The sequence below is a fragment of the Shewanella sp. 2_MG-2023 genome, assembly GCF_030548905.1.
GTDB classification, from domain to species: Bacteria; Pseudomonadota; Gammaproteobacteria; order Enterobacterales; family Shewanellaceae; genus Shewanella; species Shewanella electrodiphila.
Window position 1 is genome coordinate 193,137 of the sequence record NZ_JAUOSO010000008.1, and the last position, 16,339, is coordinate 209,475.

A 16,339-nucleotide genomic window follows, 5' to 3' on the forward strand; every position below is an offset into this window, starting at 1 on the left:
TTGCTACTTGTATTTAGCCTATGCTTTGAGATGATACTTGCATAAACTTTTTTTGATAATAGATCTCATTTAATGACTTATGCTTATGGTACCAGCTAATGAATAAGGCAAACTTAACTGACCATAGCTTTGGTGCTAATGTTTCAGATGTGATAAGTGCAAAGTTAGATGCAGCAGTCTTAGTGATAGAGCCGGATTTAAGTGTATGGCAAAAAATGGCCCCTACCTTGTCTCAGTATTTTGGCTTAGTTCAACATGCTAGAACGGTAGAATTAGCGGTAGTCTGTTATAGACGATTTAATTTTCATTTAACTATTATTGATATTAAGCAAGTTGACACATTTGCTAAAGTGTTAGCAAGTAGACATCAACCACCATATGTTGCTTATTCAAGCGAACCAGATTTTATAGAACCAGAGTTTTTAGAACCAAAGTCTATAGAACCAGCTCCTATCGAACTAGAGCCTATCTATCCCCAAAACTTCATGGTATTAAGCCGTACATTTGAAGCAGAGAACTTGCTGGCAATGATGCAGGTTGGTGCAAGAGATTGGATTAATAAACCCGTTCAGACGTCGCAACTTGAGGGGGTGTTATCACGTTGGGCGCTTACTCAGCCTAATACCTTATCAAATTCAGGTTGTTTTACCTCGAAGCAAACTAGCGCAAGTCTGCCTAATGTTGAACTGTCTTTATACATCGGTGACAGCAAAGCGGCGCAAGATTTAAAGGCAAACTTGTACCATGCAAGCTTAAGTCGCAGTCATTTATTGATTGAAGGTCAATCAGGTACAGGTAAAAAATTGGCTGTTAGGCAGCTACTGTTATTATCTCAAACCCCAAGCAGGCGAGTGAATATAGATTGTCGAGGTGAGTTATTACATAAGTTAGATAATGAACTTATCTGCGGCAATAATGAGATTACTTTCATTGTACTGGGCCATTTAGACGAGATTTCAATTGAAGGCCAAATTGCCTTGATGCAATGGTTAGACACGATACCGCTGAATCAATCCAAAGTAAGATTGGTGAGTTTAAGCTGTACTTCCTTGTTAAAGCGCGTTCAAGATGGTGCCTTTTCATCAGAGTTGTATTTTAAACTTGCAGGGTTAACCATAGAAATCCCATTACTACACCAGCGTAGTGAAGATATTGTCCTATTGGTCAAGTTATTTGCTAATCAATTGATGACAAATCGTGAAAGCTGTCGAGTAGATTTACTCAATCGTTATCAAAGCTGGCGAGTGACAGATTTCCAAAGCCTGACGGAATATGGCTGGCCGGGAAACATTCAACAACTTAAGAATGCGGTAGAACAATGCTTATTGATGGATTTATTACCCAATGAATATTTTAAGCAAAGCGCCCAAACGGATTGTCAGCAAACAGAAGCTAAAGCCAGTGATGGACCGAATAATGCGAATCAACACTTTTTCCCTATTGAATGGGACGTTAAGCAAATAGAAAAAGCCCATATATTACGTGTTATGAAACTTTACCAGGGTAATAGACAACTTGCGGCAAAACATTTAAACATATCCCGTAAAACCATCGATAGAAAGATAACGGAATGGACTGATGAAGTGATGCATTAGTTTGGGTTACATTATCTTTATTTAAGCATTTGTTATTTTTTGAACATGATTAAAGGACATTTTGTCCTTTTTTTGTTTTTTAATTTCCATTTTATTAGCTTTTGTCGTGTCTGTAGTAGTTTTAATGCCTCTTTGTTGAGCTTTATCTGAGTGGACGTAACAATGTTCGCAATCAAATGAGATTGCACAATTAGGACGTTGTTACACAATGAATATGATCAAGTCTGCGCATAAACCACTGCACTTTTCGATACTTTCCCTAGCTGTTTTAGCGAGCTTTACCCTTCATGCTGAAAGCTTTGAAAGAGATCCTTTATTAAAAATCCAAGAAGTGATTGTTGTGAAAGGAGAAGGACCAACAGCTGCTGAAGCATCTATGACTCACTGGAATATTTCCCGAGAAGAGATTAAAGCATCTGGTGTGCAAAGTCTTGATTTGCTGTTAGCTAATGTACCCGGAATATACGTACGAGTTGGCGGTCAAGGCACCCCGAGAGTAGATATTCGTGGATTTAAAGCGCGTCATGTTATTTATCTTATCAACGGAGTTCCTGCAAATGATGCTGAAGATGGTCAGTTTGATCCCAGTGTCATTCCTGCCTCACAAATAGAGTCTGTTGAAGTTTCAGTCGGCCCTTCATCAGTCTTGTATGGTCCTGGTGGCGCAGGAGGTGTGATCAACATTATCACCAGACAAGGTGATAGTGCGCCGAGTGTGTCTGGCAATATTGAGTTTGCTGAAAATGACACCTTTAATGGCAACATCAATTTAGCGGGCAGCGGCGAAAAGTGGCAAGGATTTATGAGTTACAACCGTCAGCAAACAGATGGTTTCCCTGTGTCATCAGATTTAGAAGACACAGATGAACAATCTGGTGATACTCGCTTAAATTCAGATAAAACCTTGGATAATTTTTATGCCCAAGGCAGCTATTTTGTCTCTGACGATACTATGTTTACCGCTAATCTAAACTATAAATCTGGAAGCTGGGGCAAACCGAGTGTCGATGGCTCAGGTACGAATAAATCAAAATATGAACGTGTTGATGACTTTGAAAGCACTATCATGCAGTTAGGTTTCGCCCATAAATTTTCGGATACTTTAGCGTTACGTGGCTACGGCTACCACAATGAGAGTCAGGTCTTTGAAACCGCATATACCAGCAGTGATTACAGCGATATTTCTTCAACTCAAGACGGCATATCCACAGTTCAAGGTGGTAATTTACAACTGATTGCCGATTTTGACACTGAGGGTTTATTAACAGGCTCAATTATCAGTGAAAAACAAAGCTGGGAGTCGGTAAACTTTGAAGCTGAAAGCGACACTAATACAGCATCTAGTGGTTCTGGTTCTGGTTCAGGATCGGGTTCAGGCTCGGGTTCGGGAGGTGGCTCTGGTGGCGGTTCAGGTTCTGGCTCAAGTGATGACTTTAATAAAGATGGCTGGCTGAATACTTTAGCTGTTGAGTATCAGTATCAACATAATGATCACTATGGTGTGACTATTGGTGGTGCTGCTCATAGTCAGGAACGTGACGAAGGTGACGACACCAACTACTCAGCCCAAATCTCTAGTTATTGGCGAGTAGCAGAAGATAGCAAATTACACGCAGGTATTGCCCGTAAAGTACGTTTCGCTTCATTGAGAAACCTCTATTCTCAATCATCTGGTAATAGCGACCTTGAACCAGAAGAATCAGCCCATTTTGAATTAGGCCTAAATCAAGGTTTTGCCTATAACACCAGTATGGATATCACCGGTTACTATACTGACGCTGAGAATTACATTGCTAAAGATGCTGATGGCGTTTATCAAAACATCAGTAACTACGCTTTTAAAGGGGTGGATTTTTCAGTTAAAAATGAATACTTCGATGATCTAGATCTAACGGTCTCTTATAGCTACTTAGACTCAGAAGATTCAGATAATGATGTCATGAGCGAATTAGAATACCGACCAAAACATCAGTTTAGATTTCAGGGCGCATACCAATTTGATTTTGGTTTAAATGTAAATTTGAATGTTGAGTATATTGCAGATCAAATTTACTACACCAGTGAAAAGGTCGCTGACGAAACCATATCCGTACGAAATGAAGTTGATAACTACACGTTAGTTGATATCAATATTGTGCAACCGTTGATGGTAGATAATTTAGAAGCGTATATCCGTGCGACAAACTTACTCGATGTGAACTACTACCAAAGTGAAGCCTTGCCTCAAGCAGGAAGACAGATCTTTGTTGGTATTAACTGGCAGCTGTAGCTCATGTCGCTATTGGCATTGCATGGGGTGAGTTATCGACACCACTCATCCTCAATTGACTTGTTTAACCAGCTAGACCTTACGGTCGCTGCTGGTGAGTGCCACTGTATTTTGGGCGTCACCGGAGCGGGTAAGTCGACCTTGTTACAGTTAATAGCAATGCCAAATGATGTCGACTTTGACGGTCAAATCATCCATCACCCAAACCTTCGTTTAGGTTTGGTGATGCAAGATCCCAACATTCAGCTTATTCGTGAATCTATTGGCGCTGAAGTGGCTTTTGGATTAGAAAACTTAGCATATTCAGTCAATGAAATGTTTAGCTTAGTGGAACATGCATTAGCCATTGTTGGGCTTGATTTACCATTAGATACCTTAGTTAGTCATCTGTCCTTAGGACAAAAGTATCGCTTGATGTTGGCTTCGCAATTGGTACTTAATCCTAATTTACTCTTGCTCGATGAACCTTGGGCGCAACTAGATAACTCTGGGGTTAGCGAGTTGAACCTGGTGCTTCAGCGTTTAGTCGATTCAGGAGTGAGTGTGATCATGACAGAACATCATGCTGATGCTTTTGCTGAAGTCATTCAGACTTATTGGCTATTAGCACAAGGTCAATTAACTCACGTCGAAGCTGATTCAATTAATACGGTAAGCGCATCTTCAATTCTCAAGAACCAATGTTGTGAACCTGACTTAGATTTTTCAGTTCCAAATACTAACTCCGCTGCCAATACTCAGTCTTTAATTACTGATGAAGTATGTGCAATTGAAAATAGGTTAAGTATTTTCCCCTTAAAAGTTCAGTTTGAAAACCAAACTCCAGTGGTAGAGATTAGAAAAACCTTGCATCTAAATGCAGGAGATATAGTTGGTCTGTTTGGTGAAAACGGAAGCGGTAAGTCGAGCCTGCTTAATCAGATTGCTGGCATTGATGACAGCAATCAAGCGGATATTTTGCTCTTTGGTAAGCCTGCTAAATTTGGCCGTTTTAATAAAGACTTGGGCTTACTGATGCAGCGGCCATCAAGGCAGTTGTTTGAGGTAACGGTTCGACAAGAGTTAGAGTTCAGCTTAAAACGTTTTCACCTTCCGCTATCGAGAGTGAATGAAATACTAGAACAATTAGAAATAAGCCATTTAGCGACTCAGTCTCCGCACAAACTTTCTTATGGCCAGCAACATTTAGTGGCGTTGGCTTCAGTGCTGTGTGTAAAGCCCAAAGTATTGCTACTCGATGATCCATTTGCAGGGCTAGATGAACAATATTTTACCAATATCATTAGCATGTTAACGGCTTTTGCTAGGCACGGTGGCACAATCATAATTACCAGCCATCGACCGATTTTAGAGGCGCAATTGACTCAATATTGGCAAATCAAGAACGGTCAATTAACAACAAAGGCACTGTTATGAGTAAACGGGTTTGCCTTAAAAGCGACGATTCTGATGTCAACAATCTTGATATCACAATGAACAAGAATTTAGGTAAAAAATCGATTAATACACTAAGTAATGTATCACCTAATACATCACCTAATACATCAAGCTACAAGGCTAGATTAACCGAGTCTAAAAGAAAACGCTGGCTTTGTGGCGTTGCGATTATTTTCAGTATTGTTTTGTCCAGTAGCGCTTTTTTAGTCACCACAGAGCAGCTGGGTTATTTGGCTGTGATTAATTTGGGCTTAATGGTACATGCTTGGATTTGTAAAGCGCGATTAAAGCCCCTTGTTAAATTATTTGCTATTCAATCTGTCATCACGGTCAGTTTGTATGCTTTGTTTTATGGCAGTGAAAGAGTACTTGAAGCCTTTATTGTGGTGCTAAGGATTATCCTTGTCATGCTACCAAGCTGGTGGCTTGCGAGTACACAAACAGCGCAGCATATGAGTCAAGTTTTGTGCTTATTCCTGCCAAGTAAGTGGGCATTTGTTATCACGACATCGATTAAATTATTACCGTTTATCACACAAGAAGTGAGAGATATTTATCATATTCAGTGTTTACGCGGCGCTCGAATCATGCCTAAAGAATTAATTAATCCTATTAATTGGATCGAGCTAGTTCGCTGCGTGTTATTTCCTTTACTCATTCAACTGCTGAGCTTGTCAAAACATATCGCTAAATCAGCACAACAAAGACATTTTGATAAGCACAGTAAACACACACATTGGCCATTAAGTTAATTACTACCACTCAAGAGGATTAATCAATGAAGCAAGGCTTCACGTTACACAATGCATTATTCATAGGCTTTTGCGCCACATTATTGGTGGCCATAAAAAGTATGATGCGAATGAAGCTGGGGTTAACCGGTCATTCAATGTTCTTAATCAGCCTGTTTTATCTCGTTTGCTATGGTGCGACAAATAAAGTCGGCAGCATGACCTTATGCGGCTTACTTACAGGGATGTTGGCGATGATTTTGGGTGTAGGAAAAGGTGGGCCTTTTATATTACTCAAGTTTGCATTGCCAGCATTAGCAATGGATTTAGCTTTAATCTTTATGGCCAATATGTTCACTTTGCGCTGGCGATGTATTTTACTTGCCATTATCGGCAGCATTGCATGGGCGAGCAAATCTTGGATTCAAAATTTACTGGTTGGAATGGATCCGCAAGTGGCATTTATTCAATTTGGGTTAAGTAGTGTTAAAGGCGGTGTATTTGCAATAGCAGGTGCTTTGCTGGTGCCAGTTATTATTAATCGCCTAGATGCCCATGATTTATTAACAACGAATAAGGCGGCGCATAAATGATCAAGTCTTGGTTAATTTGTATTGATGATACCGATGATATTGGTACTAAAGGCACGGGTGAAATTGCTGAAGAAATAATGGATTTACTGAACTCAAAGGCCTTAGGTGATCATGTGGAAGGTAAAGTGAGGTTAACTTCATCATCAGCATGGGTGACTCGTCATCAGTTGTTTGTGCATCCAGATATTCCTTATACATCTCATAATAGTGCGATGTGTTTTGAAATCTTATCTTCGCTAACACTGGCAGAAATAAAAGATATTTGTGTTATTCATTTAAAAGCTGAAATTGCATTAGCTGCCGATCCTGGGCTGGCTATTATAGAAAAAAGTTTATTAACTACGAGTGCAATTCAACGTTTGATGGCCTTTGGCTTTGAAACAAAGAGGCAAGTAAAAACTAAATCTGATGCTTATGAATTAGCGGCTAACCTAGGGATCGATTTATCGGAACACGGAGGAACAGGTCAAGGCGTTATCGGTGCTATTGCAGGTATTGGTCTACGTTTATCTGGTCGAGATGGACGGGTAAAAGGCCAACTTGATGTGGGGTTAACAAATTCCACCAAAGAGCTAATGTTATCAGTACATCAAATCAAAAAACTCACAGGGTTAGATGCGGTCATTGAGCTTAATGGTTTTTTGTTAAACGATGAAGAATCAGTATTGGTGAGCGGAAAAATTAAAGCTGTGCTGCAAAATAACCAGTTTGCATTGCTTGTGTATCAGCATCGAGATGAATTGACAGGCGAGCCGAGTTGGCGCAATGCATTAAAACAGCAATTGAAAAACTATTAACAGTGAGAATGTCATGTCAGAAAAAGTGGAAGGATTTTCGGATAAAGAAAACTGGTTTTATCAACAGCAGGGAAAATGGCTATTTCGATTTACCAACGAAGATAACCATCACGCTCAGCAAGCCGCAAAGTACTGCGATCAATTCATGGAAGATGATGAAGATGAGATGATTGATGATGAGCTAATAAGTTGCTTCAATTGTATGAAACGGCGCTGGCTAATAGAAGGGTTCGAGTGCAGAGGCTTAGCAAAAAAGGAGAATGTATAAGCGAGCTATAAAGCCTGGTTTTTAATCATAGATACTTAAAAGTTTGTATCTAGTAATTGCATTTAAGATTGAATATAAAATGAGTATCTGGAAATTGAGTCTCATACTCATACTCATACTCATACTCAAACAAGAAATCAGCGAAATTCGAATTCGAATAAATCGCTGATTATTTCACTGACTGACCACTCACTGACTAAGTCGTAGGTCAACGCATAGGCAAACGCTTAGGTCAACGCTTAAGTTAACACTTAGATTAACACTTAGATTAACGAATGCTTTTCTTAATTTAGCTCAAAATGAGTGAGAGTGACATGGGTTACTCCCACTTATTAATCGCTGAAAGAGACATCATGATGAGCGAGTTATTACGTTCATTTGAAATTTTCCAACTCACAGTTGTGATGACTTAACACACTCCTTTCCCATCTTTAACTATGATAACCCTAATACTAGCATCCATTTCCGTACCGTACTTTACAGTGACCTCAGGCTATAAACCTGTTTAGGCAGGGCATCTGATTCATCCAGTAGTTGGCTGTTTATCTTCTTTTTATCACTTTTCTAATTCGACCTTGGTCTAAACCGAGCTAAGTCATTACATTTGTAAAACATTGGTTAAATTGGCGTAAGCTGTTGAATGTATTGCACTATGTGAGATTCAGTTTTAAGTGGTATTTGCCTCTATAGACTAAGGTCGTGATTGTGGTCACATTTTGAGTTGTTAGATTAACTATCGACTTTAAAAATAATTAGCACAGGGGAGTCACAATGGCTTTTGAAAATGAAGACAAGGCAAATGGATATTGGAGCGAAAACTTACGACTAGTTTTAAAACTACTCGCAATTTGGGCGTTTGTATCTTTTGGGTGCGGCATTTTATTAGTGGACGTACTAAACGAAATTACCTTTATGGGGTTTAAATTAGGATTTTGGTTTGCACAACAAGGTGCCATGTACGTGTTTGTTGCACTAATTTTTGTGTATGTAGCGAAAGCGAATGCTTTAGATAAAAAATATAACGTACACGAAGACTAAGGAATAAATCATGGATGTTCAAACGTTAACTTATCTCATTGTTGGGGTCACATTTGCCCTATATATCGGTATTGCCATTTGGTCTCGTGCTGGTTCAACTAAAGAATTCTATGTTGCTGGTGGTGGGGTTCCACCAGTAATGAATGGTATGGCAACGGCAGCCGATTGGATGTCAGCGGCATCATTTATCTCGCTTGCAGGTATTGTGTCTTTTACAGGTTATGACGGCTCAGTTTATTTAATGGGTTGGACGGGGGGTTATGTTCTGCTAGCGCTATGTATGGCTCCTTATCTTCGTAAGTTTGGTAAGTTTACTGTGCCAGACTTTATCGGTGACCGTTACTACTCACAAGCTGCACGTACAGTTGCTGTCATGTGTGCCATCTTTATCTGTTTTACTTATATTGCAGGTCAAATGCGTGGCGTAGGTGTGGTGTTCTCCCGCTTCTTAGAGGTAGATGTAGAAACCGGCGTATATATTGGTATGGCTGTGGTGTTCTTCTATGCGGTATTAGGCGGCATGAAAGGAATTACCTACACGCAGGTTGCTCAATATTGTGTGTTGATTTTCGCCTTCATGGTGCCAGCAATTTTCATCTCAGTGATGATGACAGGTCATATTTTACCACAAATCGGCTTTGGTGCTGAAATGGTGGATGCCGCAGGTAATGGCACGGGGGTGTACTTACTTGATAAGCTCGACGGATTGTCGGCAGAGCTTGGATTTGCCCAGTATACCGAAGGCTCAAAGAGCATGATTGATGTGTTCTTTATCACGGGTGCATTAATGTTTGGTACGGCTGGTTTGCCTCACGTTATTGTTCGCTTCTTTACTGTACCTCGTGTGAAAGATGCACGTGTATCAGCGGGTTGGGCATTAGTCTTTATTGCTATTATGTATACTACTGTTCCTGCTCTAGCGGCTTTCTCTCGTGTAAATATGATTGAAACCATTAATGGACCAGACTCTACAGGTGTATCTTATGAGGCTGCGCCTGAGTGGATTAAGAACTGGGAAAAAACAGGTTTAATTACTTGGGATGATAAAAACGGTGACGGTAACATCTATTACACCAATGGCGATGCCAATGAAATGAAGATTGACCGCGATATCATGGTACTAGCGACGCCTGAGATTGCCTCTTTACCAGCATGGGTTATTGCACTGGTTGCAGCGGGTGGTTTAGCGGCAGCACTTTCAACTTCAGCAGGTTTGTTATTGGTTATTTCAACTTCAGTCTCACATGATTTATTGAAGAAGAATTTAATGCCAGATATTTCTGATAAAGAGGAGCTGAAATACGCCCGTATTGCCGCTGGTTTAGGTGTTGTAATGGCGGGTTATTTTGGGATTAATCCTCCAGGATTTGTGGCTGCGGTGGTGGCGATTGCATTCGGTCTTGCTGCATCATCACTGTTCCCAGCGATTATCATGGGTATCTTCTCTAAAACAGTGAATAAAGAAGGCGCGATTGCCGGTATGTTGTCTGGTCTATTTTGTACCGCGGCTTATATTATTTACTTTAAGTTTGTTAATCCAAGTGCCAACGTTAGCGATAACTGGTTCTTAGGTATCTCACCAGAAGGTTTTGGTTTGGTCGGTATGTTCATTAACTTTGGTGTTGCATTTGCAGTGACTAAAGTGACTAAGAAAATTCCTGATGATGTGGTTGCAATGGTTGAATCTATTCGTTTCCCTAAAGGATCAGGTGAAGCACAAGATCATTAATCATGATGCATGAGTTGATAATACTCACTCATTAAAAAGAGCGCCTCGGCGCTCTTTTTGTTTTTGAAAACTTGATGATTATTCATAACATCGCACTCGTTATCTCTAACCTTATCACTAACCTTATCACTAACCTTAAGTCGAATAGTGCTCAATTAAACAATTCCGTATAGTTCAATATAACAAGGTCTATCAATACCCTGACAAATTGAGTTTTCTGATGAGGCTAATATGAAAGATGATAGCGAGCTTCAACCAATACAACAGTTTATTTCCGCATTAGTGCCATTTGATTCACTCTCCGATTCAAGTTTAGTCAGGTGTTGCCAGCAATTAACCATCGGCTATTACAGTAAAACGAGCAAAGTCGTACCTTTAGATGAAAGTCACCCGCAATTATACATTGTCAGAAGTGGTGCGTTTGAAGTCAGAGATGAGCAGGGGGAATTGCTTGATAGGTTAGGCGAAGGTGATTACTTTGGCTTTCCATCATTGTTGTCAGGTGAAAAAGTCAGTAATCAGGTGCAAATTCTAGAAGATAGTCTTGTTTATCACCTTGATCCAGACACATTCAATTATTTAAGAAGTGAAAGCAGAGTCTTTGATCGGTTTTTTAATCGTGCATTTGCAAAAAGAATGCGTCACCAAGCGAGGTTTAAAGCCAAAGACTTAACCACTACCAATCGGGTTAATAGCCTGATGTCAGTTGATCCCTTAACGATTGATTGCCATGCCAGTGTAAGTGATGCGGCTAAAAAAATGCGTCTGGCAAGAGTGTCATCAGTACTAGTGATAGATAATCATAAATTAATTGGCATTTTAACTGATAGAGATTTACGTAACCGTGTATTAGCTGAAGGTTTCGATGGCAGTTTAGCAGTGCATCAAGCAATGACAACTAATCCTAAAAGGCTATCGGCAAACGCATTAGTGTTTGAAGCGATGCTTTTAATGAGTGAGCATGGAATACACCATTTACCTATCATGGCTGAAACCCCCATTGATGATAACACTGAAGCGCCTGCAGTTGGGATGCTGACCAGTACCGATATTCTGCGTGGCCAAAGCTCGCAACCTTTATTGCTCATTGGGGAAATTGAAAGACAGCAAGATATTGATAGTTTGATTAATGTCAGTAAACAAATCCCAGTATTACTGCAAAACCTGATCAGTGCCGATGCAAGGGCTGAAGAAGTTGGCCGTGTATTAACGTCGGTAACGGATGCGTTAACTCGACGTTTGATCATTCTAAACCAGCAAATACTAGGTGCAGCGCCAATGGCTTTTTGTTGGTTAGCTTTTGGTTCTCAAGGTAGACAAGATCAAGCTGCATGTAGCGACCAAGATAATGGTTTACTGCTTGCTCATGAACCCGATGAACATGCTAAAGGTTATTTCAATGCTTTATCCCATGCTGTGTGTGAAGGTCTTGATAAGTGTGGCTATATTTATTGCCCAGGCGATATTATGGCGCAAAACCCGAAATGGCGATTATCACTTGATAAATGGCAGCGTCATTTCGAAAGTTGGTTAAATGCACCTGAGCCTAAGGCATTGATGCATGCAAGTATCTTTTTTGATATGCGCGCGGTGTATGGCCCTCAAAACTTATTCGAGCAATTGCAAAACCATGTGCTTGAGCGCACTAAAGATAATGACATTTTCCTTGCTGGAATGGCGGGTAACTCTCTGGTTGAATCGCCGCCATTAGGCTTCTTTAGAAAATTCGTACTTGAGCGTGATGGTAGTGAAGTAAAAGGGATGGACTTAAAGCATAAAGGCGTAGCGTTAATTAATGATATTGCTCGCGTGTATGCATTAAGCGCTGGGATAACTGAAGTGAATACCCCAAAGCGTATTCGGGCTTTGATGGACGCGAATATTATTAATCGTAAAGATGCGTTAAACCTTGCAGATGCGCATGAATTTATTGCACATATGCGCCTTGCTAATCAGGGCGAACAATATACCAGTCAGCAAGATGTGACGAATTACTTAAAGCCTCAACAGATGTCTTCGCTTATACGGCACCAACTACGGGATGCCTTTAAAGTGGTTCATGACGCGCAATCTGGTTTGCGAATGAAATTTATGCGGAGCTATTAATCTGTGAACGAATTATGGCTAAAAGCGCGATTGTATTATGAAATGTTTGGCCAAAGTGATCTGTTATCTGAATACCAACAGGCTTACTTGAGTGTGATTAATAAGCCAATAACATCAGCACCATTAATGGCTATCGATCTTGAGATGACAGGACTCGATCCTCAACAAGACCAAATCATCAGTATTGGTATCGTTCCTATTGAACCAAGCTCAATGCCATTATCGATTCCATTAGCCAAAGCGCAGCAGATCATGATTAATATTGACGGCAGTGTCGGTCAAAGTGCTGCGGTACACGGTATTGTTGATCATCATTTATCTAGCGCGTTAACATTAACCCAAGCCATGGAATGGTTTGTTGAGAAAACTAAAGGACATATACTCGTGGCACACCATGCGCCCATGGATATTGCTTTTTTACAATCCCATTTATTTAAAACCAACGGTAGAGCTATAAAGCTTCCTTTTATCGATACGCTGGCACTAGAGAAACAGCGATTACTGCGTCAACATGATGTATTGAAAGAGGGGAGTTTGCGTTTAGATGCCTGTCGGCAGCGCTATGGTTTACCGACATATTCAGGACATGATGCACTGACAGATGCATTGGCTTGTGCTGAATTGTTTGTTGCACAAGTTAATTCCATTGGCGACATTAATACGTTGTCTGCTGCAGAATTTATATCAATATGAGTGAATTTTCTAATGCGAGGTTGAAGGTTTTTGGGTATAAAAAAACCAGCATTAAGCTGGTTTCTTATTATTGAAAACCGCTGTAGCGACTACTTACGATTAGTAAAGAAATCCACAGCAGGTTTAATCAACTCTAATGCCGACACTTCACATGGTGGAAGCTCAGCTGTTGGCGCATTGATTGGCGTTGTGCGCTCGCCCCATTTTAGCAGTAACGCAGCTGATGTAAGTCCAGCGCCAAATGCACAAGATAAAATTGTTTGACCAGAGGTCATTCGACCTTGTTCTAATGCATCACAAATCGCGATTGGAATCGTCGCTGCAGATGTGTTGCCATAATTAGCGATGTTAACAAAAGCTTTTTCTTTTGGAATTTTCATGCGGCTAATTAAGGTATCAATAATACGTTCGTTAGCTTGATGTGGAATCACAAGGTCAACATCTTCTTTGCTCATGTTGCAGTTTTCCAGCACCTTAGTACTGAGTCCGCCCATGCCGTGAATAGCACGCTTAAAGACTTCTTGACCATTTAAGTTGATAAAGAAATCTAAAGAAGATGAGTCAAATCGATCCATCTGAGTACCGAAACCCGAAGACAAAATGTCACGTGCAGCTGGGTCATTATTCAGCTCATAGCCTAATACGCCACCAGGTTCATTACTTGCTTCAATCACAACCGCGCCTGCGCCGTCGCCAAATAAGACTGCAGTTTCACGTCGAGACCAATCTAAATAAAAAGATAAGCGTTCAGCGCCAATCACCAAAATTTTCTTATTTTGGCCGCTTTTTATCATAGAGCTACCCATACCAAGGGCATATAAGAAACCACTACATGCAGCATTGATATCAAATGCGCCACAGGTTGCGCCAACATTAGCTTGGACAGTAGAGGCAATATTTGGAATAAGCGTATCAGGACTTGCAGTAGCAAGAATGATTAAATCTAATTCACTACCATCGATGCCTGCAGCTAATAATGCATTTTGCGCAGCAACAGTAGCAAGCTCAGATGTGTTCACATGACTGATATGTCTTTCACTGATGCCAGTACGAGTTTTAATCCACTCATCTGACGTTTCCATAAAGGTGGCTAAGTCGTCATTGGTCAATTTTGCTGGTGGGACACATTTTCCCCACCCGGTAATATGAGCATACTGCATGTGTTTATCTCTCAAATAAAAATTAAATTGTTTCTAAAACGACACTAAAATAGTGTTATTCATCGATTTGTTGAATAACTAATTTTTTTATCGCTTTTGCGGCATGTAAAATATGCTCTCGCAAAAGCTGGGTCGCTTTATCGATATCTTTGTTTTTGCATAACTCGAATAATTCGCGGTGTTGTTTTTCCGCAGTTGGGATCCCACCGGTTAATAATAGCTGCAAACGAATATAACGATCGCAATTAGTGTTCAATCCATGGACGACTTCGAGTGTATGAGGTTTGTTCGCGGCTTCGTATAAACAGGTATGAAACTGAGTATTGAGTTCGCTCCATGTTGCCACGGAGTCTTGTAACTTTAATGCCGACTCTAATTGAGCTAGTACTTTGTTAGCTTTATCGAAGTCTTCTTCTTGCAAGTTAGGAATAGCCTTTGCAAGTAAGTCTGTTTCAATCATAACCCTTAATTCAAATAATTCTGTGACTTGCTCTACAGAAAGTTCAGTCGCAGTTGCACCTTTATGCGCTTCAAATTTAACTAAGCCCTCGGCTTCTAGTTGAACTAATGCTTCACGTACCGGAATACGGCTTACATTGAGCTGCTCAGCAATAGCTGATTGTCTTAGAGGTTCGCCTGCTTTTATATAACCAGACAAAATGCGTTCTCTAAGTACTTCAACAACCGCCTGAGTGCGTGTTTTATGAATTATTGGTTTTATTTGACTCATTACTTCTTATATAAGTGTCACAAAATATCTACGGAAGGGTAACCTTTACTGCACGCATTATAAAGTACAACAGTAAAAAATGTTCCTTTTATAATACAAGTGCATAATTTTCTCAGTAATGGGATAATCGCAATAATAAAGAATTTTGGAGTGGTATCGTGGATAAAGCCGTTTTTTTAGATCGTGACGGAGTCATTAATGTTGATAAGGGATATGTTCACCTTGTCGATGACTTTGAGTATATAGAGGGCGTTTTCGAAGCTTGTTTAGCATTTAAAGAAATGGGCTACAAGATCGTTGTTGTCACTAATCAGTCTGGTATTGCGCGTGGAATGTATTCAGAAGATGATTTTCACCATTTAACAGAATGGATGGATTGGAACTTTGCAGATAAAGGTGTCGATTTAGATGGTATCTACTATTGTCCACATCATCCAGTTAAAGGTATAGGGGATTACAAACAAGATTGTGATTGTCGTAAACCTAAACCTGGCATGTTATTAGATGCAGCAAAGTTTTTAAAAATTGATATGGCTAACTCTATTTTGGTTGGTGATAAAGCTGACGATATTCGCGCTGCAAAAGCTGCTGGTATTAATACCGCTATATTGGTACGAAGCGGCAAAATTGTCGATGAAGCAGGAATTGAGCTTGCGACAGTAGTTGTAGATAGCATTGCGGATGTACCTAATTACCTTACTGAGCTAACCAAGTAGTAAAAGTTTGCTCTTAAACTGTCATAAAAATGCAAAATGAACGTTTAATGATGATTTTTAACTCTAAACGTTCAAAAAGTACGCTTTTGGTTGGTTTTTTTTAAATTAATTAATAAAAGCACTTGCGGGAAAAAATGTTTTCCCTATAATGCGCAACCACTGACACGGAACAAGGCGTCTAGCGCTAGTTACCGAGTCCGCTCTTTAACAATTTATCAAGTAATCTGTGTGGACACTCACAGGTGTTGAGTTAATCGAAATTGTCACTTAGGTGGCAATCAAAATTATTATCAATATTTTCTGAATCACGTAAGTGATGAGTGTTCATAGCAATATGTAACAAACAGGATGTAGATTCTTCCGAGTCTGCATAATGTAATCAGAATTCATTGAGCCGAAGCATTTTCGAATGTTTCAAAAAAACTTTAATTGAAGAGTTTGATCATGGCTCAGATTGAACGCTGGCGGCAGGCCTAA

At 40.0% G+C, this 16,339-nt stretch carries 14 protein-coding genes; 12 read left to right on the forward strand and 2 right to left on the reverse strand.

All coding sequences use genetic code 11. The features are described from left to right. The first annotated feature begins 98 nt into the window (after positions 1-98). The 11 genes from Q4600_RS10340 (at position 99) to Q4600_RS10390 (ending at position 13,256) form a co-directional block, all read left to right on the forward strand. Entirely contained in the window at positions 99-1,595 is a 1,497-nt protein-coding gene (locus Q4600_RS10340; RefSeq protein WP_303515993.1) for a helix-turn-helix domain-containing protein, read from the forward strand. 208 nt (positions 1,596-1,803) lie between these two features. Beyond that, on the forward strand, positions 1,804-3,864 hold the full coding sequence (locus tag Q4600_RS10345) for a TonB-dependent siderophore receptor (RefSeq protein WP_303515996.1): 2,061 nt from the start codon (positions 1,804-1,806) through the stop codon (positions 3,862-3,864). 3 nt (positions 3,865-3,867) lie between these two features. After that, entirely contained in the window at positions 3,868-5,280 is a 1,413-nt protein-coding gene (locus tag Q4600_RS10350; protein WP_102528401.1) for an ATP-binding cassette domain-containing protein, read from the forward strand. Continuing rightward, entirely contained in the window at positions 5,277-6,053 is a 777-nt protein-coding gene (locus tag Q4600_RS10355; RefSeq protein WP_303516000.1) for an energy-coupling factor transporter transmembrane component T, read from the forward strand. The genes Q4600_RS10350 and Q4600_RS10355 overlap by 4 nt, the downstream gene beginning before the upstream one ends. Before the next feature lie 26 nt (positions 6,054-6,079). Continuing rightward, positions 6,080-6,625 (forward strand): core component of ECF transporter, encoded by a 546-nt coding sequence (locus Q4600_RS10360; RefSeq protein WP_229368806.1) that lies wholly within the window; start codon positions 6,080-6,082, stop codon positions 6,623-6,625. Further along, the gene (locus Q4600_RS10365; protein WP_102528424.1) at positions 6,625-7,422 is read left to right on the forward strand and encodes a DNA-binding protein; all 798 of its coding nucleotides are present in this window, start codon (positions 6,625-6,627) and stop codon (positions 7,420-7,422) included. The genes Q4600_RS10360 and Q4600_RS10365 overlap by 1 nt, the downstream gene beginning before the upstream one ends. Before the next feature lie 13 nt (positions 7,423-7,435). Then, positions 7,436-7,690: a hypothetical protein gene (locus tag Q4600_RS10370; protein ID WP_303516004.1), complete on the forward strand. Its 255-nt coding sequence runs from the start codon at positions 7,436-7,438 to the stop codon at positions 7,688-7,690. 771 nt (positions 7,691-8,461) lie between these two features. Then, positions 8,462-8,728 carry a DUF4212 domain-containing protein gene (locus tag Q4600_RS10375; RefSeq protein WP_102528398.1) on the forward strand — a complete coding sequence of 89 codons (267 nt, stop codon included), beginning with the start codon at positions 8,462-8,464 and terminating at the stop codon, positions 8,726-8,728. Positions 8,729-8,738: 10 nt separating this feature from the next. Then, the gene (locus Q4600_RS10380; protein ID WP_102528397.1) at positions 8,739-10,457 is read left to right on the forward strand and encodes a sodium:solute symporter family protein; all 1,719 of its coding nucleotides are present in this window, start codon (positions 8,739-8,741) and stop codon (positions 10,455-10,457) included. A gap of 231 nt (positions 10,458-10,688) precedes the next feature. Then, entirely contained in the window at positions 10,689-12,563 is a 1,875-nt protein-coding gene (locus Q4600_RS10385; RefSeq protein WP_102528396.1) for a DUF294 nucleotidyltransferase-like domain-containing protein, read from the forward strand. A gap of 42 nt (positions 12,564-12,605) precedes the next feature. After that, positions 12,606-13,256, forward strand: a complete 651-nt coding sequence (locus tag Q4600_RS10390) for an exonuclease domain-containing protein (protein ID WP_303516034.1) — start codon at positions 12,606-12,608, stop codon at positions 13,254-13,256. Between the two features lie 89 nt (positions 13,257-13,345). Here the strand turns inward: Q4600_RS10390 and Q4600_RS10395 are convergent, their stop codons facing one another. Next, the gene (locus Q4600_RS10395; protein ID WP_248954802.1) at positions 13,346-14,416 is read right to left on the reverse strand and encodes a ketoacyl-ACP synthase III; all 1,071 of its coding nucleotides are present in this window, start codon (positions 14,414-14,416) and stop codon (positions 13,346-13,348) included. Between the two features lie 55 nt (positions 14,417-14,471). Then, a complete protein-coding gene (locus Q4600_RS10400; protein ID WP_102528394.1) occupies positions 14,472-15,146 on the reverse strand; it encodes a GntR family transcriptional regulator in 675 nt (224 codons plus the stop codon). A 158-nt stretch (positions 15,147-15,304) separates the two neighbouring features. Here Q4600_RS10400 and gmhB point away from each other — a divergent pair, with 158 nt between their 5' ends. Continuing rightward, positions 15,305-15,862 (forward strand): D-glycero-beta-D-manno-heptose 1,7-bisphosphate 7-phosphatase, encoded by a 558-nt coding sequence (gene gmhB, locus Q4600_RS10405; protein WP_303516017.1) that lies wholly within the window; start codon positions 15,305-15,307, stop codon positions 15,860-15,862. The last annotated feature ends 477 nt before the right edge of the window (positions 15,863-16,339 follow it).